Origin of the sequence: Streptomyces sp. ALI-76-A (assembly GCF_030287445.1) — a bacterium.
Classification (GTDB): Bacteria; Actinomycetota; Actinomycetes; order Streptomycetales; family Streptomycetaceae; genus Streptomyces.
Genome location: NZ_JASVWB010000002.1, coordinates 7,080,458 through 7,094,220, shown reverse-complemented (window position 1 = coordinate 7,094,220; position 13,763 = coordinate 7,080,458). Strand labels below are relative to the sequence as shown.

The following is a 13,763-nucleotide window of genomic DNA, read 5'->3' as shown; positions in this document are numbered from 1 at the left end:
CGGAGGTCCTCAGGCCGGAAGGAAGTTGATCGGGTGGCTGTCGGTCGCCCACAGGTACTGGACGGCGTACGCCCGCCAGGGCCGCCAGGCCGCCGCGCGGGCCGTGAGCGCCGCCGGCGTCGACGGGAGGCCCAGCTCCCGGGCGGCCCGGCGGATGCCGAGGTCGGTCGGGAGGAAGGCGTCGGGGTCCCCGAGGGCGCGCATCGCGATGACGTCGGCCGTCCAGGGGCCGAAGCCGGGCAGGGCGAGGAGCCGGGCGCGGGTCTGCGCCCAGTCGCCCTCCACGCCCAGGTTGAGGGTGCCGTCGGCCAGTCGGTCCACCAGGGTGGTGAACGTGACGCGGCGGGCGCGGGGCAGCGCGAGGGACTCGGGGTCGAGGGCGGCGAGCGCCGCGGGGGACGGGAAGAGGTGGGTGAGGCCGCCCTCGGGGTCGTCCACCGGGTCGCCGTACGCCGTGACCAGGCGGGCCGCGTGGGTGCGGGCCGCGGCCGTCGAGACCTGCTGGCCGAGCACCGCGCGCACGGCGAACTCCGCCTCGTCGACGGTACGGGGCACGCGCCGGCCGGGGGCCTTGTCGACCAGGGGCGCGAGGACCGGGTCGGCGCGCAGTTGGTCGTCGACCGCGACCGGGTCGGCGTCCAGGTCGAGCAGGCGGCGGCAGCGGCTGATGGCGACGGTCAGGTCGCGCAGGTCGCCGAGGGTGAGGCGGCAGGCGATGTGGTCCGGCCGTGGGGTGAGCGCCACGATGCCGTGGCCGTACGGCAGCCGGAGCGTGCGCCGGTAGGCGCCGTCCCGCCACTCCTCGACGCCCGGGACCGCGGTCGCCGCGAGGTGGCCGAAGAGGTTGTCGGGGGTGAGGGGGGCACGGAAGGGCAGCCGCAGGGCGAGCGCCCCGGGCGTGCCCCGGGGCCGGTCCGTGGTGGCCCTGGACTTCGGTACCCGGGCGCGCAGGTCGCTCGGCGACAGGGCGAAGACCTCGCGCACGGTGTCGTTGAAGGTGCGGATCGAGGAGAAGCCGGCGGCGAAGGCGATCTCCGCCATCGGCAGCGGGGTCGTCTCGATCAGGAGCCGGGCCGTCTGGGCGCGCTGGGCGCGGGCCAGGGCGAGCGGGCCCGCGCCCAGTTCGGCGAGCAGCTGGCGTTCCACCTGCCGGGGGCTGTAACCGAGCCGGGCGGCGAGGCCGGGCACGCCCTCGCGGTCCACGACGCCGTCGGCGACCAGGCGCATGGCGCGGGCCACCAGGTCGGCGCGCTGGTTCCACTGCGGGGAGCCGGGGCTGGTGTCGGGGCGGCACCGCTTGCAGGCGCGGAAGCCGGCCTGCTGGCAGGCCGCCGCACTCGGGTGGAAGGTCATGTTCTCGGGCTTGGGCGGCACGACCGGGCAGCTGGGCCGGCAGTAGACGCGGGTGGTCAGGACGGCGGTGAAGAACCAGCCGTCGAAGCGGGCGTCCTTGGACCGGACGGCGCGTACGCAGCGCTCGGTGTCGGTGTGCATCCCCATCTGCATGGGTCCAGCATCGGGCACGCGCCGGCCCGCGGCTGGCGAGAATCCGACATCGACCTCATGTGCCCTGGGCCGGGCCGGATCGCCACGCGGACTCACGCAGCAGCCTGAGGCCGTTGAGGCCGACGAGGACCGTCGAGCCCTCGTGGCCCGCGACGCCGAGCGGCAGCGGGAGGTGGCCGAGCAGGTCCCACAGGACGAGCACCGTGATGAAGGCGCCCGCGATCACGAGGTTCTGCAGGACCAGCCGGCGGGCCGCCCGCGAGAGCCGTACGACGGCCGGGACGGTGGCGAGTTCGTCGCGCACGATGACGGCGTCCGCCGTCTCCAGCGCCAGGTCGGAGCCCGCGCGGCCCATGGCGATGCCGGAGTGGGCGGCGGCGAGGGCGGGGGCGTCGTTGACGCCGTCGCCGACGAAGAGCACCTTGCGCCCGGTGTGCTGGAGGTCCCGTACGGCGCCCACCTTGTCCTCGGGGAGCAGTTCGGCGCGGACGTCCGTGAGGCCGGTGGCGTCGGCCACCCGGGCGGCGGCTCCCGCGTTGTCGCCGGTGAGCAGGATGGGGGCGGTGCCGGTCAGGGCGGTCAGGGCGGCGGTGGTCCCGGCGGCGTCGGGGCGCAGTCGGTCGGTGAGGGCGAGGGTGCCGACGGGGACGCCGTCGCGGCCGACCTGGACGACGGTCGCGTCGCTCTCGACGTCCGCCCGGCCGACGCTCACCACGTGCCCCTCGACGGTGGCCCTGACCCCGCGTCCCGGTGCGGCCGTGAAGTCCTCGGCCGGCGGGATCCGCAGGCCCCGGGCCCCGGCGGCCGCCACGATCGCGCGCGCCAGCGGGTGTTCGCTGGGGTGCTCGGCGGCCGCGGCCAGCGTCAGCAGCGCGTTCTCGTCGAGGCCGGAGTCCGGCAGCGGGTGGATGCCCGTCACCTCGGGGGTGCCCTCGGTGAGGGTGCCGGTCTTGTCGAGGGCGGTGGTGTCGATCTCGCCGAGGCGTTCCATGGCGACGGCCGACTTGACCAGGACGCCGTGCCGGCCGGCGTTGGCGATGGCGGACAGCAGGGGCGGCATGGTCGCGAGGACGACCGCGCACGGCGAGGCGACGATCATGAAGGTCATGGCCCGCAGGAGGGCGTCCGCGAGGTCGGCGCCGAAGGCGAGCGGGACGGCGAAGACGGCGAGCGTGGCGGCCACCATGCCGACCGCGTACCGCTGTTCGACCTTCTCGATGAACAGCTGGGTGGGGGCCTTGGTGCGGGACGCCTCCTCGACCAGGGTCACGATGCGGGCGATCACGGAGTCGGCGGGGTCGCGCTCCACGCGCACGCGCAGGGCTCCGGTGCCGTTGAGGGTGCCCGCGAAGACCTCGTCGCCGGGGTGCTTGGGGACCGGCAGGGGTTCGCCGGTGATGGTGGCCTGGTCGGCCTCGCTGGCGCCGTCCAGGACGCTGCCGTCGGCGCCGATGCGTTCGCCCGGGCGGACCAGGACGAGGTCGCCGACGGCGAGTTCGGTGGTCGGGACCGTCTCCTCGCGGCCGTCCTCGGTGAGCCGGGTGGCGGTGGCGGGCGCGAGGTCGAGCAGGCCGCGCACCGAGTCGGCGGTGCGGGCGGTGGCCAGGGCCTCCACGGCGCCGGAGGTGGCGAAGATGACGATCAGGAGGGCCCCGTCCAGGACCTGGCCGATCGCGGCGGCGCCCAGGGCGGCGACGATCATCAGCAGGTCGACGTCCAGGGTCTTCTCGCGCAGCGCGCGCAGCCCTTCGAGGGCCGGTTCCCAGCCGCCGGTGGCGTAGGCGACCGCGTACAGCGGCCCGTAGGCCCACATCGGTGCTCCGCCGAGGTCCAGGGCCAGGCCGAGCAGGAAGGCGACGGTCGCGACGAGCGCCCAGCGGGCCTCGGGCAGGGCGAGGACGCGGGTGCGGCGACGGGGGGTGGTGCGGGCGGGGGCGGGGGCATGCGTGGGGGTGAGAGTCGTGGACACGCGGACACCATACAGGAACACATGAAGACTCATTCATCCGTTCATGCACGGTGGGTAAGATACCCCCATGGGTCATGGAGCGGTCACCGCAGCACAGGACGCCGGCGAGCGCGTACGCCTGGACGCGGGCAACGTCGCCAAGGTGGCCACCACGCTCCAGGCCCTGTCGACGCCCTCCCGGCTGCTGATCCTGGCGCGACTGCGCGAAGGGCCGCTGCCGGCCACCGAGTTGGCCGCGGAGGTGGGCATGGAGCAGTCGGCGTGCTCGCACCAGCTGCGGCTGCTGCGCAATCTGGGGCTGGTCGTGGGCGAGCGCCAGGGCCGGTCGGTCGTGTACGCGCTGCACGACCACCATGTCGCCGAGCTGCTCGACCAGGCCGTCTACCACGTGGAGCATCTGCGGCTGGGCATCAGCGACGGCGCGGAGTGAGCTACGGGCCGGTGGGGCGACCGGCGCGCCTTGGGTGACCGTCCGCCGGGCTCCGCCCCGCGGCCCGGTCCCGGCAGGACGTGCGGCGCGTCCTGCCGGGACCGGGCGGGTCGTCCGCCGCCGGGCTACCCGGAGAACTCCGTCGCCGTCGGCCGCCGCGAGGCCGCCGTCGCCCCGTCGACGTCCGTCAGCGGGCGCAGCCGGTAGGTGTACGCGTAGTCGCGGCCGGCGAGGAGCTTGTACTCGTCGTGCGTGTGCGCGCCCCAGCTGTTGTCGCCGCCGACGCCCATCTGCCGGTGGTTCACGCGCAGGACGACCTCGTCGCGCGGGGTGAGCTGGTAGTCGTGGCGGGCCCCGACCGACAGATCCTCCGGCGTGAAGTGCGAGGCGCTGATCTCGATCAGCGGCTCCCCGCTGACCAGCAGTCCGACGCCGTCACGGCCGGTCAGCGCGGCCCAGCGGACGTCGGTCCTGTTGCCGTTCTCCTGCGGACGCAGGTAGGACGTCCACTGGTCGGCGACGGTGCCGGAGTACAGGCCCACGTCGGTGCCGTTGTTGCGGTCCCACATGTTCTCCTCGGGACCGCGCCCGTAGTAGCGCAGGCGGTCCAGGCGCCGGGGCAGGAACAGCAGGGTGCCCACCTCGGGGATGTACGGCAGTGAGGCCGCTCCCGGGTGCAGGGTGTTGTCGACCTTGATCTCGCCGTTGCCGAAGACGGTGTACGTGGTGGTGTACGTCGATGCCGTGGCCGTCGGCAGGGTGCCGGTGACCTTGATCTCGACGGCCCGGTCCCGCAGGGCGCGCACGCTCACGTCCGTCACCTCGCGGTTCGCGCCCGCGTCCCGCCAGGTCTGGTTGCGGGTGTGCTGGCCGTTGCCCCGGTCGTTGTCGGTGGGCGCCCGCCAGAAGTTCGGCACCGGTCCCGAGGTGATCAGGCGGACGCCTCGGGCCTCGTACGAGGTGATGGTGCCGCTGCTCTTGTCGACGGTGACGGAGAATCCCCGGCCCCGGACGGTGACGGCCTTCTCGCCGTCCTCGTGACGGAGAGCCGGGACGCTCTCCAGGGGCACGGGTGTCACCGCCGGGCTGTCGGCGGCGACGGCGAGCTGCTGCTTGGCCACCTCGAAGCCGGCCTTCGCCCACTTCGTGGACTCCTTGGTGGTGAAGGAGAGGTGCAGGAAGTACTCCGTGCCGGGCGCCGCCTTCGCCGGGACCCTCACCGGCACCGTGATGTCCTTGCCGGACAGCGGCGGGACGTCCAGCTGGTCGCGGGTCAGCCGGCCGCGCTGGACGACCTTGCCGTCGGCGACGAGGGACCAACGGCCTTCGAACTCGCGGACGTTGGTGAACAGGTACTCGTTGGTGAGGGTGACCCGGCCCGAGGTGACGGTGTCACCGGAGGCGGGGGCGGCGTTGATCGCCTGGTAGATCTGCTTGACCTCGACGGACTTGCCGGTGCCGGCGCGGTCGGCGGTGACGATGCCGTCGCCGGCGAAGGCCCCGTCGTTGGGGTTGTCGCCCCAGTCACCGCCGTAGGCGTAGAACCTCTTGTCGCGGGGCCGCTTCTCGGTGAGGCCGACGGTGGCCGCGTCGAACCAGAACCGCACCCCGTCGTCACCGGGCCCACGGCTGTCGGAGGCCAGGTCGGCGGCGCTCAGCGCCCGGGCGTACACGCGGGCCCGGCGGACGGTGCCGCTGAACTCGCGGGTCGGGTTGTCGACGTCGGTGGCCAGGGCCAGTGGCGCGGTGTTGACGGAGGGGCGCCGGGTGGTGGCGCGGGTGGCCCGGACCACGCCGTCGACGTACAGGGTCAGCGTGCCGGCCTCGGCGTCGAAGACACCCGCGACGTGGTGCTCGCGGCCGGTCCAGCCGTCCGGCAGCGTCCAGTTCGCGGTGACCCACTGGCCGCCGCCGTGGATGAAGAACTCCAGGGTCCGGTCGCTCTGCTTGAGGGCGTACTGGGTGTCGCCCTTGGCGAGGATCGGCTGGTGGCCGCCGGTGAAGTGGGGGGTGACCCACGCCTCCAGGGTCAGCGAGCCGGTCAGGTCGAGGCTCGCGTCGCGGGCGAAGACGGTGCCGCCGCTGACGCCCTCGTCGCGGGCGAAGGTGCCGCTGGGAGCGATGACCTCGCCGCGCAGCGCGGCCGGCCCGGACTCGGTGAGCAGCTTGCGCGTCGGGGTGGGCCAGCTCAGGGCCTGGTCGGCGAAGTCCCAGATCCAGCCGCCCTGGAGGACGTCGTAGCGGCGGACGATGTCCCAGTACTTCTTGAAGTTGCCGTTGGAGTTCCCCATCCCGTGGGAGTACTCGATCATCACGTACGGCCGGGTGTCGGCGGTGTCCTTCGCCCGTGCCTCGACGCGGGAGGGGCTGTCGTACATCTCGGAGCGGATGTCGCTCATGCCGGGGCGGTCGTCGCCCTCGTACTGGATGACGCGGGTGGGGTCGTAGGAGCGGATCCAGTCGTACATGGCGTTGAACGTGCTGCCGCCGCCCGCCTCGTTGCCGAGCGACCAGATGACCACCGAGGCGTGGTTCTTGTCGCGGTGCACCATGTTCTGGGCGCGGGCCACGCACGCCTCGGTCCAGTCGGCGTGGTCGCCGGGATACTCGCCGCGGATGCCGTGGGTCTCGAGGTTGGTCTCGTCGACGAGGTACAGGCCGTACTCGTCGGCGAGTTCCAGCCACAGCGGGTTGTTGGGGTAGTGCGAGGTGCGGACGGTGTTCATGTTCAGCCGCTTGATGATGCCGATGTCCTCGACCATGTCCGCCCGGGTGAGGGCCGAGCCGTGGACCGGGTGCATCTCGTGGCGGTTGGTGCCCCGGAAGGAGACCGGCTTGCCGTTGATGCGCATCAGCCCGTTCTCGAGCGCGAACTCGCGCAGTCCCACCCGGTGGGAGAGGGTCTCGACCACCTTGCCGGCCGGGTCGCGCAGACGGAGCACGGCGGTGTACAGGTACGGGTGTTCCGCCGACCACAGGCGCGGCTCGGGCACCGCCCTGGCCGCCTGCACGGTCGTCTCGTCGCCGGAGTCCACTGCGACGGCCTGCCGCAGCGGCCGGGACCAGACCGGGTGCCCGTCGGCGTCGTACAGCTGGGTCTCGACGGAGTACCGGCCGCCGCCCTTGCCGCCGTAGTCCCGGACGGCGGCCGTCACCGACAGCTCGGCCGTCCGGTGGTCGTCGCTCAGCGGGGTGTCCAGCTTGAAGTCGCGCAGGTGCACGGCGGGCGTGGAGTACAGGTAGACCGAGCGGAAGATGCCGCTCAGCCGGATCATGTCCTGGTCCTCCAGCCAGTCGCCGTCGGAATAGCGGTAGACCTCGACGGCGATCTGGTTGGTGCCCGGCTCGAGGTGCTCGGTGATGTCGTACTCGGCGGGGTCGTAGGAGTCCTCGTGGTAACCGACCAACCGCCCGTTGATCCACACGTAGTGGGCGGACTTGACGCCCTCGAAGTGCAGGAACGTCCGCCGCCCCGCCCAGTCGCGCGGGACGGTGAAGGTGCGCCGGTACTGGCCCACCGGGTTGTAGCGGGTGGGGGCGGCCGGCGGCTGCGCCTCCTCGCCCAGGCCGTTGGGGCCCCACCACGGGTAGGTGATGTTGATGTAGATCGGGCGGTCGTAGCCGTGCAGCTGCCACGCGGAGGGCACCGGGATGGTGTCCCAGTCACGGTCGTCGAGGTCGGTGCGGTGGAAGTCGGCGTCCCGGTCGTCGGGGCGGTCGGCGTAGGCGAACTTCCAGGTGCCGTCGAGGCTGAGGCGGTACGGCGAGCGGGTGCGGTCGGCGGCCAGTGCCTGTCCGATGTCCCGGTACGGCATGAGGGTGGTGTGCGGCGGCTCGGTGCCGAGCCGGAAGACGGCGATGTTGCCCTGCCACTCCGGCGAGCCGTCCGGCGCGGCCCGCCGGCCGGTGGCGTGCGCGAGGGCCGGTGCCCCCGACAGCGCGAGCGCGCCGAGCACGGCGGCGCCCGACTCCAGGAGACGGCGGCGGCTGACGAGCGGTCGGTCGTCGTGGGGCACGTGCGGGTGCGGCATGGCGGGGCCTTCCTCGGTGCGACGGTGGGGGTACGCGGACTGAGGGTGCGTCAGCGAGGAAACCGTAGAACTCGCACACAACCGAAGCAATGATCCTGTCGGTCTTTGTGCGGTCCTGTTGAGCCACAGAGCGTCCGCAACCCCGCCCGGACGGCTCGGGGACTGTGACCCAGAACACAAAGAGAACGATGCCGTTTCGATAGCGGGAGGGCTACGCTGAGGCCATCCGAGGAGAACGAAACAGTTTCGTTCAGAGAGAGGTGGTTCCCGTGCACGCCGTCCTGACCCTGCCGGAGGCGCCCACCGCCCCTCACCCCGCGGTGCCGCGCTCCGGCGCGACCACCGTACTGATCGTGCACGACCAGGCACTGCAACGCCTCGGCCTCCGCATGCTGCTGGCGGCCCAGCCCGGCCTGGCCGTCGTCGGCGACACGGTGGAAGGCGCCGAGGCGGTCCGGCTGAGCGCCCGGCTTCGCCCGGATGTCGTCCTGCTGGACAGCGCCGCGGCCGGCCCGGACGGCATCGGGACCATCCGGCGCCTCAGCCGCCCCGACACCCTCCCCCGGCCCCTCGGTGTCGTCCCGCCGGCAGAACACCGCCCGCGCGTTCTCGTCCTGAGCCAGGGCCGCCCCGACACGTACACCTACGCCGCCCTGCGCGCCGGAGCCGCCGGGCTCCTCTCCAAGGACGCCACCCCCGACGAGCTGACCGCGGCCCTGCGCACGGTGGCCGCCGGAGACGCCGTCGCCTCCCCCGGCCTGACCCGGGCGCTCATCGACGCCGTCCGCCGGGAACGCCCCTCCGTCACTCCCCCGCCGGAACACCGGCTCGCCGTGCTCACCGAACGGGAGCGCGACGTGCTCACCGCCGTGGCCTCCGGCGCGTCCAACGCCGAGATCGCCGGGCTGCTGTGCATCGCCCCGACCACGGTCAAGTCCCACGTCAGCAGCATCCTCACCAAGATCGGCGCCCGCGCCCGCGTGCAGGCGGTGGTCTTCGCCTACGAGTCGGGCCTGGTCCGGCCCCATGCCCCCGCCACCGCCGCGTGAAACGCGGCCCGTACCCCGGCCGCCTGGCTGTCGACGTCCCCGCCCTGGTAGAGGACGAGCTTGCCGCCCTCGGCGACGGCGGCCTCGTACAGCTCGTCGAGGGAACGGCTCTCTTCGCGCACGCCGCGGAGGGGCGAGGCGGCTCCCGCGGCGGCCGGTGCGGCGGACGCCGACACCGCGGCGGCTCCGCCGAGCGCGACTCCGGCGCCCGTGGCGAGCAGTCGGCGCCTGCTGAGGTCCGTCGACATGGGGGGTCCTCCTGCCTGTTGCGCCGACGCGCTCCGTACGCGACGGCGCGGCAAGTCCGCCGGGGACAGGTGCCGGTCCGCGTCGTCCGGACGGCGCCCGGGGATTCAACCGTTCGATGCAACGGAGCCGGCCGGAGCCGCTCCAGGACAGGCGTCAAGGCTTGGCAATGGTTTTCATATGGATCGGTTCAGGCGTGTTCTTGACATCCGTTTCCATCTAGCGTGAGGCGCGTCCGGCTCGCAACGGCCGCTCCCCTCTCTGACACATCCCTGTTCCCACCTGCCGTGGAGGCACCATGCCCACGCCCTCGTCCCGACGTCTGGCCCTGATGGCCGGCGTCTCCCTGGCCCTCTTGGCAGGCTGCGGGAACTCGTCGGACTCCGGCAGCGGCGGGAGCGGCGCCCAGAGCCCGGTCGCCTCCGCCGCGATCCCGGTCGTCGCCTCGACGAACGTCTACGGCGACATCGCCCGGCAGATCGGCGGCCGGAAGGCCGACGTCACCGCGATCATCAGTGACCCCGACCAGGACCCGCACTCCTACGAGGCCGACACCCAGAACCAGCTGGCGCTGTCCAAGGCGAGAGTCGTGATCGAGAACGGCGGCGGTTACGACGACTTCGTCGACCGCATGCTCAGCAGCAGCGGCTCCTCCGCCACAGTGATCAACGCGGTCAAGGTCTCCGGGCGGACCGCCCCCGAGGGCGGCGAGCTCAACGAGCACGTCTGGTACGACTTCCCCACCGTCGCCAGGGTCGCCGACCGCATCGCCGCCGCCCTGGGCGAGGCCGACCCCGCCGACGCGGCCACCTTCACCGGGAACGCCACGGCCTTCAAGGCGAAACTGCGGCTGCTGGAGGAGAAGGAGGTCGCGATCAGGAAGGACCACGGCGGCGAGGGGGTGGCCATCACCGAGCCCGTGCCGCTGTACATGCTCGACGCCGCCGGCCTGGTGAACAGAACGCCTCCGCGGTTCAGCGAGGCGATCGAGGAGGGCGACGACGTCTCCCCCCAGGTCCTCCGGGCCACGCTGGCCGTGTTCTCCGGCAAGGAGGTCGAGGCGCTGGTCTACAACGAGCAGACCTCCGGCCCGCAGACGGAGAAGGCCGAGGCCGCGGCCGAGGCGGCCGGGATCCCCGTCGTGCCGGTGACCGAGACCCTGCCGCCCGGCAAGGACTACCTCGGCTGGATGACCGGCACCGTCGGCGCGCTCGCGAGCGCGCTGGACAAGTGAGGCGGCCGGGCCGGGCGCCCGCGCCCCCCTCCGGCAGCGACGGCACCGACGCCGACGCGGTGATCCGGCTGCGCGGGGCCGCCGTGTCCTACGGCGAGCGCGTGGTGTGGCGCGGCCTCGATCTCGCCGTACGGCCCGGGGAGTTCCTGGCCGTGCTCGGGCCGAACGGGTCGGGCAAGACCAGTTTCGTACGGGCTCTGCTGGGCCGGCAGCCGCTGTCCGCCGGAACACTGACCGTCCTCGGGCGACCGCCCCGCGAGGCCGCCCGGCACCTCGGTTACGTCCCGCAGCAGGCGGAGCTCTCCGCGCAGGCGATGCTGCGGGCCCGCGACCTCGTGCGCTTCGGGATCGACGGGCACCGCTTCGGGCCACGACCGCGCTCGGGTGCCGTGCGTCGCCGGGTGGATGACATCCTGGCGTCGGTGGGGGCGTCCGCGTACGCCGACGTCCCCCTCGGCCTGCTGTCCGGGGGCGAGCGGCAGCGCGTGCGCGTCGGACAGGCGCTGGCGACCGATCCGCGCGTCCTGCTGTGCGACGAGCCGCTGCTCTCGCTCGACCTGAACCGCCAGCGGGCCGTCACCGGGCTGGTGGACGCCCGGCGCCGGTCCCACGGCACGGCCGTGGTCTTCGTGACCCACGAGATCAACCCGGTGCTCGGCCTGGTGGACCGGGTCCTCTATCTGGCCCGGGGAGGTCACCGCGTCGGGACACCGGAGGAGGTCCTGACCTCCGCGTCGCTGTCCCGGCTGTACGGCACGCGGGTCGACGTCGTCCGGGTGCACGGCCGTGTCGTGGTCGTCGGGGCCCCGGACGAGACGGCCGCCCCACCGCACCACGCCCCCGCGACCGAGGAAGTCCGGCCATGACGCTCGCCGACGGGGTCTGGCAGCAGATCTTCGGTTTCGACCACTACGGCGAACTCCTGGCGCTGGTCCGCAACTCCCTTCTCGCCGGTGCCGCTCTCGGGCTCGTCGGCGGGCTGGCCGGGGTCTTCGTCGTCATGCGGGACCTGCCGTTCGCGGTGCACGGCATCAGCGAACTGTCCTTCGCGGGCGCGTCGGCGGCGCTGCTGCTCGACGTGAACATCGTGGCGGGCTCCATCGTCGGCTCGCTGCTCGCGGCCGGCGCGATCGGCGTCCTGGGCGCCCGGGCCCGCGACCGCAACTCGGTGATCGGCATCATCATGCCGTTCGGGCTCGGCCTGGGCGTGCTCTTCCTCGCCCTCTACAAGGGGCGGGCGGCCAACAAGTTCGGCCTGCTCACGGGCCAGATCGTCGCCGTCGACACGCCGCAGACGACGTGGCTGCTGGGCACCTCCGCGCTGGTCGTGGTGGCCCTGGCGGTGATGTGGCGGCCGCTGTCGTTCGCCAGCGCCGACCCGGACGTCGCCGAGGCCCGTGGGGTGCCGGTGCGCGCGCTGTCCTTCGCCTTCATGCTCGTGCTCGGGCTCACGGTGGCCCTGTCGGTGCAGATCGTCGGCGCGCTGCTGGTCCTCACCCTCGTCGTCACCCCCGCGGCGGCCGCCGCCCGCGTCACCGCGTCCCCCGTGCTGCTGCCGCTGCTCAGCGTGGTCTTCGCCGTGATCTCCATCGAGGGCGGCATCCTGCTCGCCCTCGGCGGCTCCGTCCCGATCAGCCCCTACGTCACGACGATCTCGTTCACGGTCTACGCCGTCTGCCGGCTGGCCGGCAGACGGCGCCGCGGGGCGCGGCGGACGGCACCGCGGTTCGCCTGACCGTGGGCGCGCCTGGCCGTCGGCGCCGTTCACGCCGGTGCCCCTCGCCGTCCGGGCCGGCGGGGCGGCCGCCGGGCCGGTGCCCGGCGGCCGTGCGGGGGAGGTCACATGCCGGTGGCGTCGACCACCGTTCCGAGGTCCACGAACGTGAAGCCGGTCGCCGTGCGCGTACCGCCCGCCCCGTCCGGTACCGCGGGGGTCTCCTGTCCGTCCTGGACGACGAGCAGGCCGCGCGGGTAGCGGGCGCCGAGCGGGGCGTTGAGGACGGCGGCACCGTCGCACTCCTCCACGCTGTCGAGGGTGGCCGTCGCGGCGCCGACCCGGAAGCCGCCCTCGTACTCGTTGTCCTCGCTCACCTCACGGTCGTACAGGGCGAAGGTGTTGTCGCCCTGGCTGGAGGCGAGCAGGTAACCGTCGCCGTCCCGCTCCTGGAAGAGGGTCAGGCCCTCGACGTCGGCCGACAGGCGCTCACCGCCGTAGCCGGGGTCGGCGCCGGGCGCGCACTCCTCGGTCTCCTCGTCGTAGGTGCCGGGGACGCCGTACTCCTTGACCTTGTCCACCAGGACCGGCTTGCCGGTGAGGTCGGCGCGCAGCCGCCAGATGCCGATGTCCTCCTGGCCGGCGTAGAGCGTGCCGGTGGCCGGGTCGACGACCATGCCCTCGATCTGCGGCAGTTCACCGGGCTCCAGGCACGGGCTCCACGACGTGCCGTCGGGCAGGCGGAAGGAGGACGGCAGGTCCAGGGTGCGGATCTTGCGGTAGCCGACCGTGCCGTTCGCGGCCGGGACTAGTTCGAGCAGGGCGAGCCGGGTGCGTTCGCGCCGGCTGACCAGGGCGTAGGTGCGTCCGGTGGCCCTGTCCTTCCAGGTGGCCAGGCCGTACGCGGTGCGCTGGTCGTTGATCTCGGCCTGGTCGGCGGAGAAGACCGGGGCGGCGGCCGGGTCGGTGATGTCCCGCAGCGGGCCGCCCCGCCGCGACGGGTCGACGCGGTAGATCCGCAGGCGGTCGTTGCCGCGGTCGCTCACCACCGCCACGTCGGCCCGGCCGGCCGACGTGCGCACGCCGGAGAGGAGGTCGACGTTGTTGTAGCGGCCCGGGGCGTCGTCCTCGGCCGGCGGCGCGGGGGCGGCCAGCGACTGCACGAGGCGGGCTTCCAGGTCGTAGACCCGCAGCCCGCCCTCCTTGGCGGTGGCGACGACCAGGCTGCGCGCGGGGTCGGCGGGGTTGCGCCAGATCGCCGGGTCGTCGGCGTCGGAGTTGCCACCGGCCTCGTCGTCGAAGAGGGCGGCGGTCTCCGTGGTGGCGGTGACCACCGGCAGGTCGGCCGCCCCCGCCGGAGTGGTCGCGAGGAGGGTGGTCAGCACGGTGCCCGAGGCGAGAAGTACGGCGCTTCGCGCGGTGCGGGGCGTTCTCACAGGTGCTTCCTTACCGTCGAGGATGTCGAGGACATGCCGATGGTGCTCGGGAAAGCTTGCCGGGAGAAGGCCGCTGTCTGTCATTCCGTCACGGGGAGCAGGGCGGAACGTCAGGGGGAGTTGGCCTGGACGTCCGCCGGATACCCGG

At 73.4% G+C, this 13,763-nt stretch carries 10 protein-coding genes; 5 read left to right on the top strand and 5 right to left on the bottom strand.

Annotated features, from left to right (window positions below):
- Nucleotides 1-9 precede the first annotated feature (9 nt).
- Both QQS16_RS32330 and QQS16_RS32325 read right to left on the bottom strand, forming a co-directional pair.
- Nucleotides 10-1,506, bottom strand: a complete 1,497-nt coding sequence (locus tag QQS16_RS32330; RefSeq protein WP_286065596.1) for an AlkA N-terminal domain-containing protein — start codon at nt 1,504-1,506, stop codon at nt 10-12.
- A gap of 55 nt (nt 1,507-1,561) precedes the next feature.
- Nucleotides 1,562-3,508, bottom strand: coding sequence for a heavy metal translocating P-type ATPase (locus QQS16_RS32325; protein ID WP_286065595.1), 1,947 nt, complete (start codon nt 3,506-3,508; stop codon nt 1,562-1,564).
- 34 nt (nt 3,509-3,542) lie between these two features.
- Here QQS16_RS32325 and QQS16_RS32320 point away from each other — a divergent pair, with 34 nt between their 5' ends.
- Nucleotides 3,543-3,905 carry an ArsR/SmtB family transcription factor gene (locus tag QQS16_RS32320; protein ID WP_286065594.1) on the top strand — a complete coding sequence of 121 codons (363 nt, stop codon included), beginning with the start codon at nt 3,543-3,545 and terminating at the stop codon, nt 3,903-3,905.
- 125 nt (nt 3,906-4,030) lie between these two features.
- Here QQS16_RS32320 and QQS16_RS32315 read toward each other — a convergent pair whose 3' ends face one another.
- A complete protein-coding gene (locus QQS16_RS32315; protein ID WP_286065593.1) occupies nt 4,031-7,936 on the bottom strand; it encodes a glycoside hydrolase family 2 TIM barrel-domain containing protein in 3,906 nt (1,301 codons plus the stop codon).
- A 320-nt stretch (nt 7,937-8,256) separates the two neighbouring features.
- On the opposite strand from QQS16_RS32315, the gene QQS16_RS32310 reads away from it, so the two are divergent.
- The gene (locus tag QQS16_RS32310; protein WP_286066526.1) at nt 8,257-8,985 is read left to right on the top strand and encodes a LuxR C-terminal-related transcriptional regulator; all 729 of its coding nucleotides are present in this window, start codon (nt 8,257-8,259) and stop codon (nt 8,983-8,985) included.
- Here QQS16_RS32310 and QQS16_RS32305 read toward each other — a convergent pair.
- Nucleotides 8,937-9,233 (bottom strand): hypothetical protein, encoded by a 297-nt coding sequence (locus QQS16_RS32305; RefSeq protein WP_353479706.1) that lies wholly within the window; start codon nt 9,231-9,233, stop codon nt 8,937-8,939. The two genes, QQS16_RS32310 and QQS16_RS32305, sit on opposite strands and share 49 nt — an antisense overlap.
- Before the next feature lie 296 nt (nt 9,234-9,529).
- Here QQS16_RS32305 and QQS16_RS32300 point away from each other — a divergent pair, with 296 nt between their 5' ends.
- The 3 genes from QQS16_RS32300 to QQS16_RS32290 are packed head-to-tail and all read left to right on the top strand — an operon-like array spanning nt 9,530 to nt 12,200.
- Complete coding sequence (locus QQS16_RS32300) at nt 9,530-10,465, top strand: metal ABC transporter solute-binding protein, Zn/Mn family (protein WP_286065592.1); 936 nt, start codon at nt 9,530-9,532, stop codon at nt 10,463-10,465.
- Nucleotides 10,466-10,524: 59 nt separating this feature from the next.
- Nucleotides 10,525-11,331 (top strand): metal ABC transporter ATP-binding protein, encoded by an 807-nt coding sequence (locus QQS16_RS32295; RefSeq protein WP_286066525.1) that lies wholly within the window; start codon nt 10,525-10,527, stop codon nt 11,329-11,331.
- Nucleotides 11,328-12,200, top strand: coding sequence for a metal ABC transporter permease (locus tag QQS16_RS32290; protein WP_286065591.1), 873 nt, complete (start codon nt 11,328-11,330; stop codon nt 12,198-12,200). Before QQS16_RS32295 ends, QQS16_RS32290 begins: the two co-directional genes overlap by 4 nt.
- Before the next feature lie 104 nt (nt 12,201-12,304).
- On the opposite strand, the gene QQS16_RS32285 is transcribed toward QQS16_RS32290, so the two are convergent.
- Complete coding sequence (locus tag QQS16_RS32285) at nt 12,305-13,615, bottom strand: phytase (RefSeq protein WP_286065590.1); 1,311 nt, start codon at nt 13,613-13,615, stop codon at nt 12,305-12,307.
- Nucleotides 13,616-13,763 lie beyond the last annotated feature (148 nt).